23 protein-coding genes are annotated in these 20673 nt (G+C 68.1%); 10 read left to right on the plus strand and 13 right to left on the minus strand.

Annotation, left to right across the window (positions count from 1 at the left end):
• From AC1DNF_RS19670 to AC1DNF_RS19700, 7 genes are all read left to right on the plus strand, one after another.
• A partial coding sequence (locus tag AC1DNF_RS19670) for a TorF family putative porin (RefSeq protein WP_478150294.1) occupies window positions 1–627 on the plus strand: 627 nt, incomplete at its 5' end.
• 58 nt (window positions 628–685) lie between these two features.
• Window positions 686–1024 (plus strand): P-II family nitrogen regulator, encoded by a 339-nt coding sequence (gene glnK / locus AC1DNF_RS19675; protein ID WP_093385440.1) that lies wholly within the window; start codon window positions 686–688, stop codon window positions 1022–1024.
• 23 nt (window positions 1025–1047) lie between these two features.
• Window positions 1048–2595, plus strand: coding sequence for an ammonium transporter (locus AC1DNF_RS19680; protein WP_478150295.1), 1548 nt, complete (start codon window positions 1048–1050; stop codon window positions 2593–2595).
• Between the two features lie 127 nt (window positions 2596–2722).
• Complete coding sequence (locus AC1DNF_RS19685) at window positions 2723–3643, plus strand: SMP-30/gluconolactonase/LRE family protein (protein ID WP_478150296.1); 921 nt, start codon at window positions 2723–2725, stop codon at window positions 3641–3643.
• Between the two features lie 56 nt (window positions 3644–3699).
• Complete coding sequence (glcE, locus tag AC1DNF_RS19690; RefSeq protein WP_478150297.1) at window positions 3700–4800, plus strand: glycolate oxidase subunit GlcE; 1101 nt, start codon at window positions 3700–3702, stop codon at window positions 4798–4800.
• A 17-nt stretch (window positions 4801–4817) separates the two neighbouring features.
• Entirely contained in the window at window positions 4818–6056 is a 1239-nt protein-coding gene (glcF, locus tag AC1DNF_RS19695) for a glycolate oxidase subunit GlcF (RefSeq protein ID WP_478150298.1), read from the plus strand.
• 97 nt (window positions 6057–6153) lie between these two features.
• The gene (locus AC1DNF_RS19700) at window positions 6154–6570 is read left to right on the plus strand and encodes a carboxypeptidase regulatory-like domain-containing protein (RefSeq protein WP_478150299.1); all 417 of its coding nucleotides are present in this window, start codon (window positions 6154–6156) and stop codon (window positions 6568–6570) included.
• Window positions 6571–6589: 19 nt separating this feature from the next.
• On the opposite strand, the gene AC1DNF_RS19705 is transcribed toward AC1DNF_RS19700, so the two are convergent.
• A complete protein-coding gene (locus tag AC1DNF_RS19705) occupies window positions 6590–7075 on the minus strand; it encodes a glutathione peroxidase (protein ID WP_478150300.1) in 486 nt (161 codons plus the stop codon).
• Window positions 7076–7260: 185 nt separating this feature from the next.
• On the minus strand, window positions 7261–8565 hold the full coding sequence (gene lplT / locus AC1DNF_RS19710; RefSeq protein WP_478150301.1) for a lysophospholipid transporter LplT: 1305 nt from the start codon (window positions 8563–8565) through the stop codon (window positions 7261–7263).
• Between the two features lie 172 nt (window positions 8566–8737).
• Between lplT and alr the strand changes: the two genes are divergently transcribed.
• Window positions 8738–9826 carry an alanine racemase gene (gene alr / locus AC1DNF_RS19715; RefSeq protein ID WP_478150302.1) on the plus strand — a complete coding sequence of 363 codons (1089 nt, stop codon included), beginning with the start codon at window positions 8738–8740 and terminating at the stop codon, window positions 9824–9826.
• Between the two features lie 12 nt (window positions 9827–9838).
• Window positions 9839–10561, plus strand: a complete 723-nt coding sequence (locus AC1DNF_RS19720; RefSeq protein ID WP_478150303.1) for a hypothetical protein — start codon at window positions 9839–9841, stop codon at window positions 10559–10561.
• 6 nt (window positions 10562–10567) lie between these two features.
• Here AC1DNF_RS19720 and AC1DNF_RS19725 read toward each other — a convergent pair whose 3' ends face one another.
• From AC1DNF_RS19725 to hpaR, 11 genes are all read right to left on the minus strand, one after another.
• The gene (locus tag AC1DNF_RS19725) at window positions 10568–11551 is read right to left on the minus strand and encodes a 2-dehydropantoate 2-reductase (protein ID WP_478150304.1); all 984 of its coding nucleotides are present in this window, start codon (window positions 11549–11551) and stop codon (window positions 10568–10570) included.
• A gap of 3 nt (window positions 11552–11554) precedes the next feature.
• Window positions 11555–12346 carry a class II aldolase/adducin family protein gene (locus AC1DNF_RS19730; RefSeq protein ID WP_478150305.1) on the minus strand — a complete coding sequence of 264 codons (792 nt, stop codon included), beginning with the start codon at window positions 12344–12346 and terminating at the stop codon, window positions 11555–11557.
• Window positions 12347–12416: 70 nt separating this feature from the next.
• The gene (locus AC1DNF_RS19735) at window positions 12417–13226 is read right to left on the minus strand and encodes an aldolase/citrate lyase family protein (RefSeq protein ID WP_478150306.1); all 810 of its coding nucleotides are present in this window, start codon (window positions 13224–13226) and stop codon (window positions 12417–12419) included.
• 10 nt (window positions 13227–13236) lie between these two features.
• The gene (hpaH, locus tag AC1DNF_RS19740) at window positions 13237–14040 is read right to left on the minus strand and encodes a 2-oxo-hept-4-ene-1,7-dioate hydratase (RefSeq protein ID WP_478150307.1); all 804 of its coding nucleotides are present in this window, start codon (window positions 14038–14040) and stop codon (window positions 13237–13239) included.
• Window positions 14041–14042: 2 nt separating this feature from the next.
• Window positions 14043–14447: a 5-carboxymethyl-2-hydroxymuconate isomerase gene (locus tag AC1DNF_RS19745; protein ID WP_478150308.1), complete on the minus strand. Its 405-nt coding sequence runs from the start codon at window positions 14445–14447 to the stop codon at window positions 14043–14045.
• A 16-nt stretch (window positions 14448–14463) separates the two neighbouring features.
• Window positions 14464–15291, minus strand: a complete 828-nt coding sequence (locus AC1DNF_RS19750) for a DODA-type extradiol aromatic ring-opening family dioxygenase (protein ID WP_478150309.1) — start codon at window positions 15289–15291, stop codon at window positions 14464–14466.
• 232 nt (window positions 15292–15523) lie between these two features.
• Complete coding sequence (locus AC1DNF_RS19755; RefSeq protein WP_478150310.1) at window positions 15524–15859, minus strand: aromatic ring-opening dioxygenase subunit LigA; 336 nt, start codon at window positions 15857–15859, stop codon at window positions 15524–15526.
• Between the two features lie 11 nt (window positions 15860–15870).
• Window positions 15871–17328, minus strand: coding sequence for a 5-carboxymethyl-2-hydroxymuconate semialdehyde dehydrogenase (gene hpaE / locus AC1DNF_RS19760; RefSeq protein WP_478150311.1), 1458 nt, complete (start codon window positions 17326–17328; stop codon window positions 15871–15873).
• The gene (locus AC1DNF_RS19765) at window positions 17325–18080 is read right to left on the minus strand and encodes a fumarylacetoacetate hydrolase family protein (protein ID WP_478150312.1); all 756 of its coding nucleotides are present in this window, start codon (window positions 18078–18080) and stop codon (window positions 17325–17327) included. Before AC1DNF_RS19765 ends, hpaE begins: the two co-directional genes overlap by 4 nt.
• Window positions 18077–18700, minus strand: a complete 624-nt coding sequence (locus tag AC1DNF_RS19770; protein ID WP_478150313.1) for a fumarylacetoacetate hydrolase family protein — start codon at window positions 18698–18700, stop codon at window positions 18077–18079. The genes AC1DNF_RS19765 and AC1DNF_RS19770 overlap by 4 nt, the downstream gene beginning before the upstream one ends.
• Window positions 18697–19128, minus strand: coding sequence for a homoprotocatechuate degradation operon regulator HpaR (hpaR, locus tag AC1DNF_RS19775; RefSeq protein ID WP_478150314.1), 432 nt, complete (start codon window positions 19126–19128; stop codon window positions 18697–18699). Before hpaR ends, AC1DNF_RS19770 begins: the two co-directional genes overlap by 4 nt.
• Before the next feature lie 151 nt (window positions 19129–19279).
• Between hpaR and radA the strand changes: the two genes are divergently transcribed.
• A complete protein-coding gene (gene radA / locus AC1DNF_RS19780; protein WP_478150315.1) occupies window positions 19280–20671 on the plus strand; it encodes a DNA repair protein RadA in 1392 nt (463 codons plus the stop codon).
• Window positions 20672–20673: the final 2 nt, after the last annotated feature.

The raw sequence follows: 20673 nt of genomic DNA on the forward strand, positions 1-20673 counted from the left end.
GACACGAGCAAGAACAAGGCGTTCAAGCCCGCGATCCAGGGCGGCTTCGACTACGCCTTCGGCGAGACCGGCTGGTACATCGGCAACTGGAACTCCAGCGTCGACTGGCTGTCGGGCAACAGCATCGAAAGCGACCTTTACGGCGGCTACAAGTTCAAGGGCGCCGGCCTCGACTGGGATGTGGGCGTGCTCAGCTACGTCTACCCCGGCAACAGCAACGGCAACACCACCGAGCTGTATGGCGCCGGAACCTGGGGCCCCCTGACCCTCAAGTACTCGCACACCGTCTCCAATGACTACTTCGGAGCCGCGGGCTACAAGGCGGGCTCGGGCTTCAAGGGCCGCAACACCGGCTACCTGAACCTGGCCTACGCGCAGGAAATCGTTCCCAAGCTGACGCTCAAGGCCTCGGTCGGCTACACGCGCTTCGCCGGCGGCATCAAGGACTTCACCCTGGCGCAGACCGGCGTGGAAATCCCCAACTACGTCGACTACGGCCTCGGCGTCTCCTACGACTTCGGCAGCGGCGTGAGCCTGTACGGCGGCGTGCAGGGCGCCAACAAGAAGAGCTACTTCGGCGATATCAACAAGGCCCGCGCCATCGTCACGCTGACCAAGACCCTCTAGTCATGACCAGGCCCGGCCCCACGCCGGGTCATTCCGTTCCATCTGTAGGAGAAACATCATGAAGCTGGTCACAGCCATCATCAAACCGTTCAAGCTCGACGAAGTGCGCGAAGCGCTCTCGGCGATAGGGGTGCAGGGCATCACCGTGACGGAAGTCAAGGGCTTCGGTCGCCAGAAGGGCCACACCGAGCTGTACCGCGGCGCCGAGTACGTGGTCGACTTCCTGCCGAAGGTCAAGATCGAAGCGGCGGTGGCCGACGAGCTCGTGGAGCGCGTCATCGAAGCCGTGGAAGGCGCGGCCCGCACCGGCAAGATCGGCGACGGCAAGGTGTTCGTCTACGACCTGGAGCAGGTCGTTCGCATCCGTACCGGAGAAACGGGCCGGGACGCCCTCTGACAAGGCACGAAAGAAACACCCAAATGAAAAAACTGATCGTCTCTATCGCGCTCGGCTTGAGCGTGCTGCTTGCCGGCACTGCCGGTCTTGCCCAGACCACCGCGGCGCCCGCAGCTGAAGCATCTGCACCCGCTGCGGCAGCACCTGCCGCGGCGCCCGCCCCTGCCGCGCCCGCGGCGGCGGCACCCGCCGATGCCGCGGCCGCGGCACCGGCCGCAGCCGCAGCACCGGCAGCCGCCGCGCCCTCCTTCAACAAGGGCGACACCGCCTGGATGATGGTTTCCACGCTGCTCGTGATCATGATGACCGTCCCCGGCCTCGCGCTGTTCTACGGCGGCCTGGTCCGCAGCAAGAACATGCTGTCGCTGCTGATGCAGGTGATGGTCACCTTCTCGATGATCGTCGTGCTGTGGATGATCTACGGCTACAGCCTCGCGTTCACCGAGGGCAACGCCTTCGTCGGCGGCTTCGACCGGCTGTTCATGAAGGGCATCTTCGATCCGGCCACCGGCGTGTTCGCCCCGGGCGCGACCTTCAGCAAGGGGGTCTACATTCCCGAGCTGCTGTTCGCCGCCTTCCAGGCCACCTTCGCGGGCATCACCTGCTGCCTGATCGTCGGCGCCTTCGCCGAGCGCATCAAGTTCTCGGCCGTGCTGCTGTTCATGGCGCTGTGGTTCACCTTCAGCTATGCGCCGATCGCGCACATGGTCTGGTTCTGGATGGGCCCGGACGCCTACGCCAGCAAGGACGTGGTCGATGCGATGAATTCCAAGGCCGGTCTCATCTGGCAGTGGGGCGCGCTGGACTTCGCCGGCGGTACCGTGGTGCACATCAACGCCGCCGTCGCGGGCCTGGTCGGTGCCGTCCTGATCGGCAAGCGCATCGGCTATGGCAAGGAATCGTTCACGCCGCACTCGCTGACGCTCACCATGGTCGGCGCCTCGCTGCTGTGGGTCGGCTGGTTCGGCTTCAACGCCGGCTCCGCCCTCGAAGCAGGCACCAGCGCCGTGCTGGCCTTCATGAACACCTTCTCGGCCACTGCTGCCGCCGTGCTCGCATGGTGCATCGGTGAAGCGCTGATGCGCGGCAAGGCCTCGATGCTGGGCGCTGCGTCCGGCGCGGTTGCGGGCCTGGTGGCCATCACCCCGGCCGCCGGCAACGTCGGCCTGATGGGCGCGATCATCGTCGGCTTCATCGCCGGCTTCGCCTGCCTGTGGGGCGTGAACGGTCTCAAGAAGATGCTCGGCGCGGACGACTCGCTCGACGTGTTCGGCGTGCACGGTGTCGGCGGTATCGTCGGCGCGCTGCTGACCGGTGTGTTCAACACGCAATCGCTGGGTGGCCCCGGCCTGGTGGGCGACTGGGTCACGGCCGCCACGATCTCCAACGGGATCGGCGCACAGGTCTGGATCCAGCTCAAGGCCGTGGTGCTGACCATCGTGTGGTCGGGCGTGGTTTCCTTCCTTGCCTACAAGATCACCGACCTGACGATCGGCCTGCGCGTGAGCGAAGAAGAAGAGCGCGAAGGCCTCGACATCTCGTCCCACGGCGAGACCGCCTACAACCGTTGATTCCGGGCGGGCCGCCCCAGCGCGGCCCGCTTCGAAGAAGGAAGAATTTTCAAGCGAGAGTCTCCTCCTGGATGTTCGGCCCGCAGCGCTTCGCGCCAGCGGGCCATTTTTTTGGCCTAATGGGCCCATGTGGACGACTCTTGACGACAGCCTCTGCCAGCTCGGCGAATCGCCGTTCTGGCACCCCCAGGAACGCGCGCTCTACTGGCTGGACATTCCCGGCCGCCTGGTATTGCGCACCCGCGGCGAGATCGGTCAGGCCAGCGTCGAGCGCTGGCACATGCCGTCCGAGCCCGGCTGCATGGCGCCGGCCCGCAGCGGCGGCCTGGTGATCGCGCTGCGCGACGGCATCTACCGCGCCAATGCATGGGGCGGTGAACTCCGGCCCCTCGCGCGCGTCGCCCACGACACGCGCACCATGCGCTTCAACGACGGCAAGTGCGACCCCCTCGGCCGCTTCTGGGGCGGCACGCTCAACGAGGCCAAGGACCGGCCCAACGCGGCGCTTTATTGCCTCGACGCGCGCGGCGGCCAGACGCCGGTGCTCACGCAGATGGCCAATGAAGCCACCACCGCCAACGGCCTGGCCTTCGGGCCCGATGCCCGGACGGTTTACTGGGCCGATACCGCGGCGCACCAGGTGCGCACCTGGGACTGGGCCGCCAGGCCCAACGTCCTGTCGTCCCCTCGCACCTTTCACCAGTTCGACCCCAAGCCCGCGGGCTGGACGCCCGAGTCGCCTGTGCGCTACGAAGGCCGACCCGACGGCGCGACCATCGACGCCGGAGGCTACTACTGGGTGGCGATGTTCGAGGGCGGCCAGTTGCTGCGCTTCGCCCCCACGGGTGAGCAGGTGGCTGCGCTGCCGACGCCTGTCCAGTGTCCGACCATGCCCTGCTTCGGCGGCGACGACCTGCGCACGCTGTTCGTCACGAGTGCGCGGCGGGGCCGGCCGGACTCGGAACTCGAGCAGCGGCCGGCATCGGGCCATGTGTTGTCGGTGCGCGTGGAAACGCCGGGGCTCCCTGTTCATTTCTTCGAGGACTAGCGCCCGCGCGCGCCGCGTCGCCGGACGGGCCCGCCGCGAGCGGTACCATCGCGCGCATGGATTCCGCTCTCAGCCAGATCGTCGAGCGCATACGCGCCTGCGCATCCGCCACCAACGCCGGGTCGCTGCGCATTCGCGGCGGCGGCACCAAGGACTTCTATGGCGAGCCGCCGCGAGGCGAGCCGCTCTCCACCACCGGCCTCACCGGCATCACCAGCTACGAGCCGAGCGAGCTGGTCGTGACGGCGCGCGCCGGCACGCCGCTGGCCGAAATCGAGGCCGTGCTTGCGGCGCAAGGCCAATGCCTGCCTTTCGAGCCGCCGCGCTTCGGGGAGGCCGGCACGGTGGGCGGCATGGTCGCCGCCGGCCTCAGCGGACCGGCGCGGGCGAGCGTGGGCGCGGTGCGTGACTATGTGCTGGGCGCCATGCTGGTGAACGGCCGCGGCGAGGTGCTCAGCTTCGGCGGGCAGGTCATGAAGAACGTCGCGGGCTATGACGTGTCGCGCGTGCTGGCCGGCTCCCTGGGCACGCTGGGCCTCATCGCCGAAGTCAGTCTCAAGGTGCTGCCGCTGGCGCCCTCCGAAGCCACGCTCCGCTTCGAATGCGACCAGGCCGACGCGTTGCGCCTGCTCAACGGCTGGGGCGGCCAGCCGCTGCCGCTGAACGCGAGCCGCTGGGCGGCGGACGGCGCCGGCGGCGCTTTGTGGCTGCGTCTGCGCGGCGCGGTCGCCGCGGTTGCGTCGGCCTGCGCCCATCTCGGCGGCGAGCTGCAAGACGACGCGCGCGCCCGGGCCGAGTGGGAGGCCGCACGCGACTTCCAGCTTCCATGGTTCAGGGATCGAGGCGCGCGCGAGCTGTGGCGCGTGTCGGTGCCGCAGACGGCGCCGGTGCTGGCGCTCGAAGGCTCGCCGCTCGTCGAATGGCACGGCGGACAACGCTGGTACCTGACGCCCCCCGGGCAGGGCGAGCGCGTGCGGGCGGCGGCGCATGCGGCCGGCGGGCACGCCTCGCTCTTCATGCCCGCGGGCGAGGGCGCCGGCAAGATCGGCCGATTCGACGCCCTGAGCCCCCCACTGGAACGCATTCATCGCGCCTTGATGCGCGAGTTCGACCCCCACGCCGTTTTCGATCGCGGCCGTCTCTATCCCCTGAACTGACCCGCTGACAAGAACGCATGCAAACCGAACTCGCTCCCGAATTCCAGGGCACCGCGGACGGCCGCGAGGCCGAAGCGATCCTGCGCAAGTGTGTGCACTGCGGCTTCTGCACCGCCACCTGCCCGACCTACCAGCTGCTGGGTGACGAACTCGACGGTCCGCGCGGGCGCATCTACCTGATCAAGCAGGTGCTCGAGGGCAAGGCGCCGACCCGCAGCACGCAACTGCACCTCGACCGCTGCCTGACCTGCCGCAACTGCGAAAGCACCTGCCCGAGCGGCGTGCAGTACGGCCACCTGGTCGACATCGGCCGCAAGATCGTCGACGCCAAGGTACCGCGCCCGCCGCTGGAAAGCGCGCTGCGCTGGACGCTGAAGGAGGCGCTGCCGTCGCCGTTCTTCGGTCCGGCGATGAAGCTGGGCCAGGCGGTGCGCGGCCTGCTGCCGGCCAAGCTCAAGGCCAAGGTGCCGGCGCCGCAGGCCGCAGGCGCCTGGCCCACCCGAAAGCACGCCCGCAAGATGCTGATGCTGGCCGGTTGCGTGCAGCCATCCATGGCGCCCAACATCAACAGCGCGACGGCGCGCGTGCTCGACGCGGCGGGCATCGAGGCGGTGATCGCGCCCAGCGCGGGCTGCTGCGGCGCGGTCAGGTTCCACCTCAACGACCAGGAGGGTGGCAAGGCCCAGATGCGTGCCAACATCGATGCCTGGTGGCCTCAGGTCGAAGGCGGCGCGGTGGAGGCGATCGTGATGAACGCCTCGGGCTGTGGCGTCACCGTGCGCGAGTACGGCCACATCCTCAGGGAGGACGCGGCCTATGCCGCCAAGGCGCAGCGAATCAGCGCGCTGACGCGGGACCTGAGCGAGCTGCTGCCGGAGATCGTGCCGGCGCTGAAGGCACGCGTCACGGCGCCCGCGGGCGTGGTGGCCTACCACCCGCCTTGCACGCTGCAGCACGGCCAGAAGCTGCGCGGCGGTGTCGAGCAGAACCTGCGCGCGCTCGGCTTCGACGTGCAGGTCGCCGCCAACGAATCCCACCTTTGCTGCGGCTCGGCCGGCACCTATTCGGTTCTGCAGCCGGAGTTGGCCTACCCTTTGCGCGACCGCAAGCTGGGCCACCTGAACCAGCTGCGGCCGACGACGATCGTCTCGGCCAACATCGGTTGCATCACGCACCTGCAAAGCGGCAGCGAGTTGCCCGTGCGGCATTGGGTGGAACTGCTCGACGAGGCCCTCAAGGCGCAACCGGCGGCCTGATCGCGACCTGGACGCACAGGCAAAGGGGCTGCGGTCCGACCCTGCGCCGCGCCGCGGTGCGCCAGGCTTGCCGACTGTTCAATGCTGGAGACAGTCGATGCGCATCCCTTCCCAATCCTTTTTCCGTGCTGCCGCCGTGACCGTGTGCGCCGCCGCCATCCCGTGGATCGCGCAGGCCCAGGGCGCGATGCCGTCCATGAAGAGCCAGGGGGCCGGGCAGTACGTGTGCGGGGGCATCGGCGTGGACGAATCCACCGCCATGCGCGCGGCCATGAAGGAGCATGCGCTGTCGCTGCTCTTCGCCCGCGCCAATGGCGCGTACCTGGCCGATGTTGCCGTGACCGTGAAGGATGCCGGTGGGGCCACGGCGCTCTCGTTGCGCGCCAACGGCCCCGTGTGCCTGATCGACCTGCCCGCGGGGCGCTACACCGTCGAGGCCGGGACCGAGGGCATCACCAAGACGCAGCCCGTCACACTGGGTGGCGGGCCGAAGTCGGCTGACTTCAGGTTCTGACCGCGCGCGACCGGCGGTCTCAGGCTGCCAGCGCGGCTTCGATATCGCGGCTGATGGATTCGGGTGTGTCCATCGGTGCGTAGCGCTTGATCACCTGCCCGTCCTTGCCGACCAGGAACTTGGTGAAGTTCCACTTGATGGCCGTGCTGCCCAGGAAGCCTGGTGCTTCCTTGACGAGCCATTTGTAGAGCGGTGCCGCGCCCGGGCCGTTGACCTCGATCTTCTCCATCATCGGGAAAGTCACGCCGTAGTTCTGGACGCAGAAGGCGCCGATCTCTTCGTTGGTGCCGGGATCCTGGCTGGCGAACTGGTTCGACGGAAAGCCGAGCACCGCGAGTCCTTTGCCGGCGTATTTCTCGTACAGCGCTTCCAGTCCTTCGAACTGTGGCGTGAACCCGCACTTGCTTGCGGTGTTGACGATCAGCAGCACCTTGCCCTTGAACCTGGAAAGCGGCACCGACGCCCCGTCGATCTGCGTGGCTTCGAAGTCATAGACGCTGGTCATTGCAAGTCTTTCAGATTGGAGGAGTTTCCATCATCGCCCCCGCCCCCGCTTCGCGCAAACACCGAGCCCCGGACCCAGAGCTCGTGAACACCGCGGAACCGGCTCCGCCGGGCCGCCGGTGTTGCCCCCGGTGAGGGGGAAGGCGAAGCGACACGAAGTGCGCGCAGCCTGGGGGTGAGCCCAGATCAGTGGTGTTTATCGCTGCGCGCAATAGCCAGGAGGTGCTGGACCTCTTCCGGATACTTGCGCAGGTTGGCGATGTGCCAGCGCTTGATGAGCCACATGAAGCCGGCGACCACGACGCCGAAGGCGGTGATGGCGGAGTACGCCGACAGGCCCAGGCCGGTGCAGGCGCTGTAGAACGCGCCCAGGAACAGGATGCAGGCCTGCTCGTTGAAGTTCTGCACGGCGATCGACCGGCCGGCGCCCATCAGGTTGTGGCCGCGGTGCTGCAGCAACGCGTTCATCGGCACCACCAGGAAGCCGCCCAGGCCGCCCAGCAAAATCAGGAAGGGCACCGCCACCCAGATGTTGTTGATGAAGTTCATGCCGATCACCAGCACGCCCATGCCGATGCCCATCGGAATCACCCGGGTCGCCATGTCGAGCCGCATGCGCACCGACGCCACGATGGCGCCGACGGCCGTGCCGATGGCGACGACCCCGGTCAGCGACGAGGCCTGCGCCGTGTTGTAGCCGAGCGCCAGCGAGGCCCAGGCCAGCACGATGTACTTGAGGTTGCCGCCCGCTCCCCAGAAGAGGGTGGTCGTGGCCAGCGAGATCTGCCCGAGCTTGTCGCGCCAGAGGCGCGAATTGCAGTGCCAGAAATCAGGCAGCAAGGACCACATGTTGCGCAGGAACCCATGCCTCGCGTTGGCGCGCAGCGGACGCATCTCGACACCGGTGGAGGGAATGCGCGTGTTGAACCATGCGGCCAGGATGTAGACCAGGATCAGCGCCGAGATCGCGGCCGCGGGGGGCGTTCTGACGCCGGTGTCGATGAGGGGGAAGTCGAAGGCGAGGAGATGGCTCGACAGCGTGTGGCCGACCAGCTGGCCGCCGAGCACGATGCCCAGGATGATCGACGCGATCGTCAGGCCTTCGATCCAGCCGTTGGCCTTGACCAGCTGCGAAGCCGGCAGCAGTTCGGTCAGGATGCCGTACTTGGCGGGCGAGTAGGCCGCCGCCCCGAGCCCGACGATCGCGTACGCCAGCAGGGGATGCGAGCCGAACAGCATCATCAGGCAGCCGACCACCTTGATCGCGTTGCTGATGAACATCACCTTGCCCTTGGGCAGTGCGTCGGCGAATGCGCCGACCAGGGGCGCCAGCGCCACGTAGAAGATGGTGAAGATCGGCACCAGGGCCGCGCGCTGCCATTCCGGTGCACCGCTGGTTCTCATCAGTTCCACTGCCGCCACGAAGAGCGCGTTGTCGGCCAGCGACGAAAAGAACTGGGCCGACATGATCGTGTAGAAACCGCGCTTCATCGATGGGCTGGCTTGCCAGGGAGTGGGACTGCTGGCGATAGTGGAAGAATGGCCTCCCCGGAAGGCGGCTGCGCGGTTATAGCATGGGGTTGGAATGTCAAAATGACTCGCATGCGCTACTAGACGGTGCGCTTTTGTGTGAGTGTTTTCCGCTTTTGATCAGGTTTCTGCCGTGCCGCGTCCCATCCTCGCCACCATCCATGCCGCCGCGCTGCGCCACAACCTCGACCGCGCGCGCCGCGCGGCGGTCGACTCGCGCGTCTGGGCGGTGGTCAAGGCCAATGCCTACGGACATGGCATCGAGCGCGTGTTCGACGCCTTCCGCGCCGCCGACGGCTTCGCGCTGCTCGACCTGGCCGAAGCCGAACGGGTTCGCGCGCTGGGCTGGCGCGGGCCGGTGCTGCTGCTCGAAGGCGTCTTCGACGCCCGCGACCTGGAACTGTGCTCGCGGCTCGGCCTGTGGCACACGGTGCATTGCGACGCCCAGATCGACATGCTGGCCGCCCACAAGACGCAGGTGCCGCATCGCGTCTTCCTCAAGCTGAATTCGGGCATGAACCGTCTGGGCTTCACGCCGGAGCGCTTTCGCTCCGCCTGGACGCGCCTGAACGCGCTGCCGCAGGTCGACGAGATTTCGCTGATGACGCACTTCAGCGACGCCGACGGCGCCCGCGGCATCGCGCACCAGCTCGAGGTCTTCGAGCGGGCCGCCGAAGGCCTTCCGGGCGAACGCTCCATCGCCAACAGCGCGGCCACGCTGCGCCATGCGAACGCCACGCGGGCCGACTGGGTGCGGCCCGGCATCATGCTTTACGGCAGCGCCCCGGACTTTCCCGAACATGACGCGGCGCATTGGCAGCTGCAGCCGGCCATGACGCTGGCGACGCGGCTGATCGGCGTTCAGACAATCAAGGCGGGCGACACCATCGGCTACGGCTCGAGCTTCACCGCCGACGCGCCGCTGCGCATCGGGGTGGCCGCGGTGGGCTATGCCGACGGCTACCCGCGCCATTGCACGACCGGCACGCCGGTGCTGGTGAATGGCGTGCGCACGCGCATGGTGGGCCGCGTCAGCATGGACATGATCACCGTCGACCTCACGCCGGTACCCGACGCCATCAACGGTAGCGAGGTGACGCTCTGGGGGCGTGCATCGGGCGGCGCGTTGCTGTCGATCGACGAGGTGGCGTGCTCGGGCGGCACCGTCGGCTACGAGCTGATGTGCGCGGTGGCGCCGCGCGTGCCGGTCGTGGTCGACTGAAGGGCCGCGGTCTTGAGGGTCCTCTCTGACTGGCGCTCGGTGCGCCTGTGGGAAACGCAGGTCGAGCGCGACCTTCACCGCAATCACAGCCTGCGCACGCACGGGCTGACGATCGGCACCTTCATGCTGCTGCTGATGTGGGCGGCGTCCTATGCTCAGATGCGCCTGGGCGTGCATTCGTTGGCGGTTCGCTATTTCTTCACGCTGGGCGCGAGCTACGTCGGCTATCTGCTGGTGTTGCGCTGGTGGGCGGCGCGGCTGGTGACGCAGGACACCCGTCTCAATCCCGAGCTGCCGGACCTGGCGGCGGGCGGCTGTCCCAGCACGCCGCTCGGCCTCGATGCGGGCGGTGGCGACCACGGTGCCGGCAGTATCGCGCGCGGAGCGCTCGACCTTGCCGCGGGAGCCGATGAAGGCGCGGTCGTCGCGGTGCCAGTGGTCGCGATCTTCCTGATCGGCGTGGCGATCGTATTCGGCGCCGGGGCGCTGGTGCTGCTCTATTTCGGCTGGGACGCGCTGCTCGCGGTGGCGATCGAGCTTGCGTTCTCGTACGTTTCGGCACGCGCCGCCGTGCGTGTCGCGCGCGCAGGGTGGCTGGCCGCCGCCGTGCGGCTGACCTGGAAGCCGCTGCTCGGCGCGTTGTTCTGCGCGGTGCTGCTGGGCATGGCGCTGGACCATTTCATGCCGCAGGTGGATTCGCTGCCCCAGGCGCTGCGCGTGATGCTCAAGCGCTGAAGGCCTTCAGTAGAGCCCGAGCTGCCGGGTCCGCAGCCGCGCCAGCCCCAGCAGCGCATCGGTGAAGGGCGTGGCCACTCCAGCCAGCTGGCCCAGCTCGCGCACCGCGGTCGTGAGCGCGTCGAGTTCGACCGGACGGCCTGCCTCGACGTCCTGCAGCATGGACGTCTTGAAGGCGCCCAGCTTGCGCGTGACGGCGTGGCGATCCTCGGGGCTGTCGGCGATCGGGATGCCGATGCGCGCGCCGATCTCCTTGGCCTCCAGCATGATGGTCGACACCAGCCCGCGCACCAGGTCGTCCGCCAGGATCTTGTCGGTGGTGCAGCCGGTCAGCGCGCTGATGGGGTTGACCGTCATGTTGCCCCACAGCTTGTACCAGACGTCCTTCTGGATCTGCGGCGACAGGCGCGCCTCGATGCCGGCACGCACCAGCAGCTCGAACAGCGCCTGGGCGCGCGGCGTGGCCTCGCCCGAGGGCTCGCCGATGATGAGGCCGTTGCCGAAGTGGTGGCGCACCACGCCGGGCGCGTCCAGCGAGCAGCTCGCGTGCACCACGCCGCCGATCACGTGCCGCGCCGGGATCGCCTCGGCGATCTTTCCGCCCGGGTCGACCGCCTGGAGCTGCGCCCCCGCCAGGGCGCCGCCGAAGCCGCCCTGGAGAAACCACCACGGGACACCGTTCATGGCGGTGAGCACGATGGTGTCGGGGCCGAGCAGGGGTGCGATCTGCTGCGCCACGGCGGGCAGCGAGGGTGCCTTCACGGCCACCACGATCAGCGCCTGCACCCCCAGGTCCTTCGGGTCGGCGCTGGCATTGACGCGCACCGTCGTGCGCGATTCGCTCTGGGTGTTCACGACCGAGAGGCCGCCGCGCCGCAATGCCTCCAGCGTGGCGCCGCGCGCGACGACGTCGAGCTTGCAACCCGCCTGCGCGAGCCGCACGCCGAGCCAGCCGCCGATCGCGCCGGCCCCGTAAATGCAGACTTTCATCCTTCAGTTCCTGTAGCTGTCGTCGATCTTGTCGACCTGGCGGACCAAGGCGTCGAACACGTCGCGGCCGGCGCCGTGGTCCGGGTTGAATTGGAGGGCGTCGCGCGTGCAGCGGCGCGCAACTTCTTCGGGCACCGGAATGGCGGGGCCCATGGAGAGCGTGGCCATCTGGATCTCGCAGGCGCGCTGCAGCGTCCAGAGAACGGCGAAGGCCTGCGGCAGCGTCCAGCCCCAGGCCAGCAGGCCGTGGTTGCGCAGGATCACGGCCTGCCGGTCGCCGATGCTCTTGAGCAGGCGCGGCCCTTCGTCGGCATGGATGGTGATGCCCTCGAAGTCGTGGTAGGCGACCATGTCGTGGAGCTGCGCGGTGTAGAAGTTGGTCTGTTGCAGGCCGCCCTGCAGGCAGGCCACGGCCACGCCCGCGGTGGTGTGGGTGTGCATCACGCAATGCGCGCCGGGCAGGCTGTCGTGAAGGGCCGCGTGCACCGTGAAGCCGGCGGGGTTCACCGGCCATGTCGACCCGTCGAGCACCTTGCCCTGCAGGTCGATCTTCACCAGGTTGCTCGCCGTGACCTCGCTGTAGTGCAGACCGAAAGGGTTGATCAGGAACTGCTTCTCGCCACCGGTCACGCTGTCGGGCAGGCGCACCGTGATGTGGTTATAGATCATCTCGGTCCAGCCGAGCATCGCGAAGACGCGATAGCACGCGGCGAGTTGCAGGCGTGCCGCGCGCTCGTCGGGGTGGATGGCGGGATGGACTCGCGAGGAATCCGATGCGGCGACCAGGGTGTTCATGGTGGGGATGCCTCCTGACAGGGATGCTTCAAGATTCGTCGCGCCGCCGCGGGCGGCGCGGATGGGTTCATCAATAGGTGCCGCCGGCCGCCACGGCCTTCGCGCCGTCCTTGAAGCGCGCGGCCAGCGCGCTGGTGGTTCGCACCAGCAGGTTGGTGTCCAGGCCGACGGCGACGAACAGGGCGCCCAGTTCAAGGTACTTGCGGGCGAGCGCCTCGTCCGGGGTCAGGATGCCGGCGGCCTTGCCGGCGCGCTGGATGCGCGCGATCGCGTCCTCGATGGCGGCCTGCACCTCGGGGTGGCCGGAGTTGCCGAGGTGGCCGAAGGATGCCGACAGGTCGGCCGGGCCGATGAAGACGCCGTCGACGCCGTCGACTGCCGCGATCGCGTCGAGGTTGGCCAGCGCCTCGCGCGACTCGGCCTGCACCAGCAGGCAGACCCGGTCGTTGGCTTCCCTGGCATAGGCCGTATAGCGGCCCCAACGCGAGGCGCGGGCGCCGCCCATGCCGCGAATGCCGTGCGGCGGATAGCGCATGGCGCGGACGATGGCCTGCGCCTGCTCGGCCGTGTCGACCATCGRCACCAGGATGGTCTGCACGCCGAGGTCGAGGTACTGCTTGATCAGCGCCGTGCCCGCGTCGCCATGGCCGAGCGGCACGCGCGCGATCGCGTTGGCGCCCGGGTAGGCGGCGATCGCCTGCGCCTGCTGCAGCACGCTCTGCAGGCCGTTCGGCGAATGCTCGCCGTCGATCAGCAGCCAGTCGAAGCCGGCGCCGGCGCAGATCTCCGCGCTGTAGGCGTCGGCCAGGCCGAGCCACAGGCCGATCTGGGCACGCTTTTCGGCCAGGGCCTGCTTGAAGGGGTTGAGGGGGGTCTGCATGAGAGGTCCTTTAGACGAAGCGGAAGGAGATCGAACCGAGCGGCCCGTAGTCGGCATGGAAGGTATCACCGGGCAGCGCGGTCGTCGGCCGCGTGAAGGAACCGCCCAGCACGATCTCGCCCGCCTCCAGGCATTCGTCCCAGGGCGCGAGCTTGTTGGCGAGCCAGGCGACGCCGGTGGCGGGATGGTTGAGCACGGCGGCGGCAACGCCCGATTCCTCGATGACGCCGTTCTTGTAGAGCAGGGCGCTGACCCAGCGCAGATCGATCGCGTCGGGCTTCACCGGACGCCCGCCGGTCACGATCCCGGCATTGGCCGCGTTGTCGGCAATGGTGTCGAAGACCTTGCGCATCGCCTTGGTGTGGCGGTCGAACTGCTCGATGCGCGCGTCGATGATCTCGATCGCGGGCACCACGTAGTCGGTGGCGGCCAGGACATCGAAGATTGTCACGTGGGGCCCCTGCAGGCGCTTGCCGAGCACGAAGGCCAGCTCGACCTCGACGCGCGGCGCGATGAAGCGCTTGAAGGGAATGTCGCCGCCCTGCTCGAAGAACATGTCGTCCAGCAGGGTGCCGTAGTCGGGCTCGGTGATCTGGCTGGCCTGCTGCATGGCGCGCGAGGTGAGGCCGATCTTGTGGCCCTTCACCACGCGGCCTTCGGCGAGCTTGGCCTTGACCCACGCGCGCGAGATCGCGTAGCCGTCCTCGACCGTCATCTCGGGAAAGCGCTTGGAGAAATGTTCCAGCTGCACGCGCGATTTCTCGCTCTCGTGCAGGTCGGCGGCAAGCTGCTGGATGATATTTTTGTCGAGCATGGCTATAAGTTGAAGAGCGGATGCAGGTTGCCGTGCTTGCCGTCGTAGACCTGGCCCGCGGCCTCGTCGATCTGCAGCGTGATGCCGATGGGGCGTCGGGCAAGAAGCGGCTCGAAATGGCGCCTCGCGGTCTCGACCAGCGCGTCGCCGACTCGTTTCTTGACGGCGTCGGCGCGCCCCGCGGCCATGCGGACGTTGAGGTAGACGAAGGCGTAGTCGGCCTTGCCGTCCGCCACCGCGTAGTGCGCCGCGGGATAGGCCAGCACGCGCGTGCCTCCGATCGGATACACCGGCTTGCCCGCGTCGTCGCGCTGCGCGAGCATGGTGTCGGCCAGCGAGCGGCACAGCGCCGACATGTCGGTCTCCGGCTCGATGTTGGGCGTGTAGAGAATCACCAGATGCGGCATGCGCAGGCTCCTTGCTTCATCCGACCGACATCGTGGCGGCCGTGCAGGTCACCGCGAAGATCGGAATGGCTTTCATGTGGAAGATCTCGCCCTTGCCGCGCGCGGCCGCGGCCACGGTGATGAAGGTGCGGATTTCGAAGCCGCCCTGGCCGGCTTCGCGGTAGATGGCTTCGTCGTTGTAGGTGGCCGTCGACAGCAGCGCCTCGCGATCGTTGGCGCACCAGCGCTGCATGAAGTCGCGATCCCAGGCTTCGTTGACCTTGCCGGAATCCGGTGTTGCCGGCCAGTGCGATATGCCGCCGGTGCCGATGATCGCGATGCGCTCGGGCGCCTTGTCGCAGGCGCGGCGCAGCGCCTCGCCGAAGGCCCAGGCGCGATGAAGGGGGGTGAGCGGCGGGCCCTGGCAATTGATGTTGACCGGAATGATCTTCGTGTCGAACGCGGGCGTGAGGAAGTGCAGCGGCACGATGATCCCGTGGTCGAACTTCCATTCCTCGGCGTAGGCCACGTCGACGGTCTGCATCACCTCGCGGATCAGGCGCAGCGAGAGCGCGGCGTCGCCGGGGATCTTCGTCTTCTCGATGCCGAGCCACTTCGGGTCCTCGATGGGACCCTCGTAGCTGTCGGCCATGCCGATCGCGTAGGCTGGCATGTTGTTCATGAAGAAGTTGGCGAAGTGCTCGGCGGCGACCACGATCACGGCGTCGGGCCTGGCAGCGCGCAGGGCCTCGCCGAGGCGATGGAACTGCGCGTGGAATTCGTCCTTGACGGCGGGGTCGGCCAGATGCGCGCGGCCGGTGATGCCGGGCGCGTGACTGCACACGCCCGCGAACACGAGGCTCATGAGGATGCCCCTTCCTTCCCACCCCCGACCCTGGCGGAAACACCGAGGAACCGGCTCCGCCGGGCCGCCGGTGTTGCCCCCTGCAAGGGGGAAGGCGAAGCGACACGAAGTGCGCAAAGCCTGGGGGTGAGCTCGTGAACACCGAGGAACCGGCTCCGCCAGGCCGCCGGTGTTGCCCCCTGCAACGGGGAGGGCGAAGCGACACGAAGTGCGCAAAACCTGGGTGTGTGCCTCATATTCCGGCGACTCTTTCTTGCTGGCTTGTGGTCATCGCATAGATGCCCGCGCGCACGGGCCCGTACCTGCGAACGCCCTCGCGCATGGCGGCGATGTAGTCGGCCCACGGCATGCCCAGGAGCGGCGCGAAATGCATCAGCAACTGGCCGTTGCAGCCCAGCACATAGAGCTTGCCGATGTCGCCGGTGTCGATGGCCTCGCGCTCCTCGGCCGTCAGCTCGTAGCCGTCGAGCAGCGCGGCGCGCGCGGCGCCGCCTTCGGCATAGTGCTTCTGCACCTGCGGCTCGCGGTTGAGCGCGAACAGGAATTTCTGCATGGCGTAGAGGCTCATCGGCGGCCTCCTCAGACACCCCAATGGGGGATGTGATGAGAGCCCAGCGACACGGCCACATTCTTGGGTTCGCAGAAGACCTCGTAGCTCCAGGTGCCGCCCTCGCGGCCGGTGCCGGAGGCCTTGGTGCCGCCGAAGGGCTGGCGCAGGTCCCGGACGTTCTGGCTGTTGACGAAGCACATGCCGGCCTCCACCGCGGCGGCGACGCGGTGCGCGCGGCCGACGTTCTCGGTCCACACGTAGCTCGAAAGGCCGTACGGGATGTCGTTGGCGATCCGGATCGCATCGGCCTCGTCCTTGAAGGGGATGAGGCAGGCGACCGGGCCGAAGATCTCGTCCTGCGCGATCTTCATGCGGTTGTCGACGTCGGCGAAAACCGTGGGCGCGACGAAGTTGCCCTTCTTCACGCGCTCCGGCAGCTTCGGCGCCTCGAGGCCGCCGCACAGGAGCGTCGCGCCTTCCCTGGGCCCGAGCTCGATGTAGCTGCGCACCTTGGCGAGATGCGCCTGCGAGATCATCGGGCCGACGATGGTCTTTTCGTCCAGCGGGTCGCCCACCGTGATGCGCCTGGCGCGCTCCACGAATCTGGCAACGAAATCGGCATAGATCGACTGCTGGACCAGGATGCGCGAGCCGGCGGTGCAGCGCTCGCCGTTGTTGCTGAAGATCATGAAGACGGCCGCGTCGAGGGCGCGATTGAGGTCGGCGTCGTCGAAGATCACGAAGGGGCTCTTGCCGCCGAGTTCCATGCTGAACTTCTTCAGCCCGGCGCTCTTGACGATGCGGTTGCCCGTGGCTGTGGAGCCCGTGAACGAGATGGCGCGCACGTCGGGGTGCGCCACCAGCGGCTCGCCCGCGTCCTTGCCGTAGCCGTGCACGAGGTTCAGCACGCCCGGGGGGATGCCGGCTTCGAGCGCGAGTTCGCCCAGCCGCGCGGCCGACAGCGGCGAGAGCTCGCTCATCTTGAGCACCGCCGTGTTCCCGAAGGCGAGGCAGGGCGCGACCTTCCACGTCGCCGTCATGAAGGGCACGTTCCACGGCGAGATCAGCGCGCACACGCCCACCGGATGGAAGAGCGTGTAGTTGAGGTGCGTCTCGGTGGGGTAGGTGTGGCCGTCGACGCGCGTGCACATCTCGGCGAAGTAGTGGAAGTTGTCGGCCGCACGCGGCACGAGCTGCTTGCCGGTCTGCGCGATGACCTGGCCGCAGTCGTCGGTTTCGGTTCGGGCGATTTCCGGCACATGGGCCGCGATGAGATCCCCGAGCTTGCGCATCAACCTGGCGCGCTGCGGCGCGGGCATGGCGGCCCACTTGGGAAAGGCTTCCTTGGCGGCGGCGACGGCAGCGTTGACTTCCGCCTCGCCGCCGGCGGCGACCTCGGCCAGCACCTCCTGCGTGGCCGGGTTGACGGTCTGGAAATAATCGCGGCCGGCCACCGGCTTGCCGTTGATCAGATGGTCGACTCTCATGGTTGTCCTTGAATGGTGTTGACGAGCGCCCCGATGCGCTCGATCTCCGTGACGACCACGTCGCCGGGCTGGCAGTCGACGACGCCGTCGGGCGTGCCCGTGAGGATCAGGTCGCCGGGCGACAGCGTCATGAAGCTGGAGAAATACTCGATCAGGAAGGGCGCATCGAAGATCATGTCCCTCGTGTTGCCCGACTGCGTGAGCTTGCCGTTGACGGTGGTTCGCAGGTCGAGCGCCATCGGGTCGGCAACGTCCTTCGCGTCGACGAGCCACGGGCCGATGGGCGTGCACGTGTCGCGGTTCTTCACGCGCAGGTTGGGGCGGTACCAGTTCTCCAGGTAGTCGCGGATGGCGTAGTCGTTGGCCACGGTGTAGCCGCCGATGAAGTCGTAGGCGTCGTCGCGCCGGACCTTCTTCGCCTGCCTGCCGACCACGAGGACGAGTTCGCATTCGTAGTGCATGAAGCGCACCCCGGCCGGACGGTTCGTGATCTGCCGGTGGCCGGTGAGCGTGCTCTCGCCCTTGACGAAGACCAGCGGCTCCTCGGGCGCCTTGAAGGCCAGTTCCTTCGCATGGTCGGCGTAGTTGAGGCCGAGGGCAAGGATCGTGCGCGGCCGCGGCGTGGGCGCGAAAGGCGGCAGCCAGGAGACGGCGTCGAAGGCGATGAGGCGGCCGTCGGCCAGCTGCAGTCGGCCGTCGCGCTCGGTGGCGTCGTGCGCGGCGCCTTCGAAGAGGATGCGTGCGTGCTTCAAGATTCTTCTCCCACCAGCGTGTTCACCAGCATCTCGAACCCGTCGGCGCTGATCTCGATGCGGTCGCCGGCTTTCGCAAGCGGGCGGCCGGCGCCGCAGCCCAGCATCAGCACGTCGCCGTGTCCGAGCGTCATGAAGGTGCCGACGTCGGCGAGCAACTGCGAGGCGCTGCGCACCAGCTGCGAGAAGTCGAGCGACTGGCGCAGTTGGCCATTGATGTGGACCTGCAGCTTGAACGCCGCCGGATCGCCCACTTCCTGCGCGTCGCTCATCGCCGCGCCGATGCCGAGAAAGCCGTCGAGACACTTGAACTTGACGGGCGGTCGGAAGAAGCTGGCGTGGGGAATCGAGAGGTCGTTCATCAGCACGAAGCCTTCGACGTCGTTCTCGGCGCCGATCACCATCGCGATGGTGGCGCCGACCTCGATCTCGGGCACGAGCCGCGGTACCACGATGTCGCTGCCGTGCGGGCTCCAGGTATTGGCGGTCTTGATATAGAGCACCGGCGCGACGGGCGGCGCGTTGTAGGGCGGCTTGTGCATCTGCGGCGCGAGCGCCTCGAACTCGTCGCGGAAATTCAGAAGCACGCCGTAGACGGTTCCGGCTGGCAGGAAGCTCATGTTTGTTCCAGTGCGATCAGTTCGTCGAGCAGCGAATAGAGCTGGGCGAGCTTGGCCTTGCCGAGCGCCTCCTCCATCCACTCATAGTGCTTCTCGATCGTGGAGGACAGCCGCTTCACGAGCTTGCGGCCTTGCGGGGTGGCTTCGACGACCGTGCTGCGATGGTCGTCGGGATCGCGGCTGCGCTGGATCAGCCCGTCGCGCTCCATGCGCGAGAGCACGCCGGTCAGGCTCGGCCCCAGGATGAAGGCCTCACGGGCAACACGTCCGGTCTCGACCGCGCCGTGTTCGCCGAGCACGCGCAACACGCGCCATTGCTGGTCGGACAAGGCATGCTCGCGCAGGCTGGGCCGGGTGTGCGCCATGACGGATTCCCGCGCCTGCAGCAGCAGTCGAGGCAGATTGCGATGGGTGAATGTCGTGCTCATGCGTGCGGATTGGCGCTGGGATGGACTATTTATTTAATATATTAAATGAACGCCTTGCACCCCTTCCCCGGGATAACCCTTGCATGGGCATGGGGTGCGTCGCGCGGCGTCCCCGCGCAAGCCCGCTGGCGCGGCTGCCTACACTCGAGCCATGGCCAAGGAAAAAACACTCTTCGTTTGCAGCGAATGCGGCGGCACCAGTCCCAAGTGGCTCGGCAAATGCCCGAGTTGCGGTGCCTGGAATACGCTGATCGAGCAGGTCGCGGCGCCGGCGGGCGGCGGCAACAACCGCTTCGACTCGAAATTCGCGGCGCTGGCGGGGTCGGCCGAGCTCGCCACGCTGTCGGAGATCGAGGCGACGGACATCGCGCGCACGCCGACCGGTCTCGACGAGCTCGACCGCGTGCTGGGCGGCGGCATCGTGGACGGCGGTGTCACCCTGATCGGGGGCGACCCCGGCATCGGCAAATCGACGCTGCTGCTGCAGGCGGTCGACGCCCTGCAGCGCGCCGGCCGGAATGCGATCTACGTGACCGGCGAGGAGAGCGGCGCCCAGGTAGCGCTGCGCTCGCGGCGGCTGGGGCTCGACCACTCGCAGGTGCAGGTGCTGGCCGAGATCCAGCTCGAGAAGATCCTGGCGACGCTGGATGCCACCCGGCCGGCCATCGCGGTGATCGACTCGATCCAGACGGTTTATTCCGACCAGCTCACGTCCGCGCCCGGCTCGGTGGCGCAGGTGCGCGAATGCGCGGCGCACCTCACCCGATTCGCCAAGGCGAGCGGCACGGCCATCGTGCTGGTCGGGCATGTCACGAAGGAGGGTGCCCTGGCCGGACCGCGCGTGCTGGAGCACATGGTCGATACGGTGCTGTATTTCGAAGGCGACACGCATTCGAGCTTCCGCCTGGTGCGCGCCATCAAGAATCGCTTCGGCGCCGTCAACGAGATCGGCGTGTTCGCGATGACCGAGCGCGGCCTCAAGGGCGTCGCCAACCCGAGCGCCATCTTCCTCAGCCAGCATGCGGAGCCGGTGCCCGGCAGCGTGGTGCTGGTCACGCTGGAGGGCACGCGGCCGATGCTGGTGGAGATCCAGGCGCTGGTCGACAACGGGGGGCCAAGCCCACGGCGCCTGTCCGTCGGCCTGGACCGCGATCGTCTCGCCATGCTGCTCGCGGTGCTGCACCGGCACGCCGGCGTGGCCTGCATGGACCAGGACGTGTTCGTGAATGCCGTGGGCGGGGTGCGGATCAGCGAGCCCGCCGCCGACCTGGCCGTGATGCTCGCCATCACCTCCAGCCTGCGCGGCAAGCCCCTGCCCAAGGGTTTCATCGCCTTCGGCGAAGTCGGCCTGGCCGGCGAGGTGCGGCCCGCGCCGCGCGGCCAGGAGCGCCTGCGCGAAGCCGCCAAGCTGGGCTTCAGCGTGGCGATCGTCCCGAAGGCCAACGCGCCTCGCAAGGGCACGAAGGAAATCGAAGGCCTGACGATCCACCCGGTGGAGCGTATCGAGGAGGCGCTGGACATCGTGCGGCAGCTCTCGCAGTGACG

The sequence above is a fragment of the Variovorax sp. 01T432 genome, from assembly GCF_056398605.1.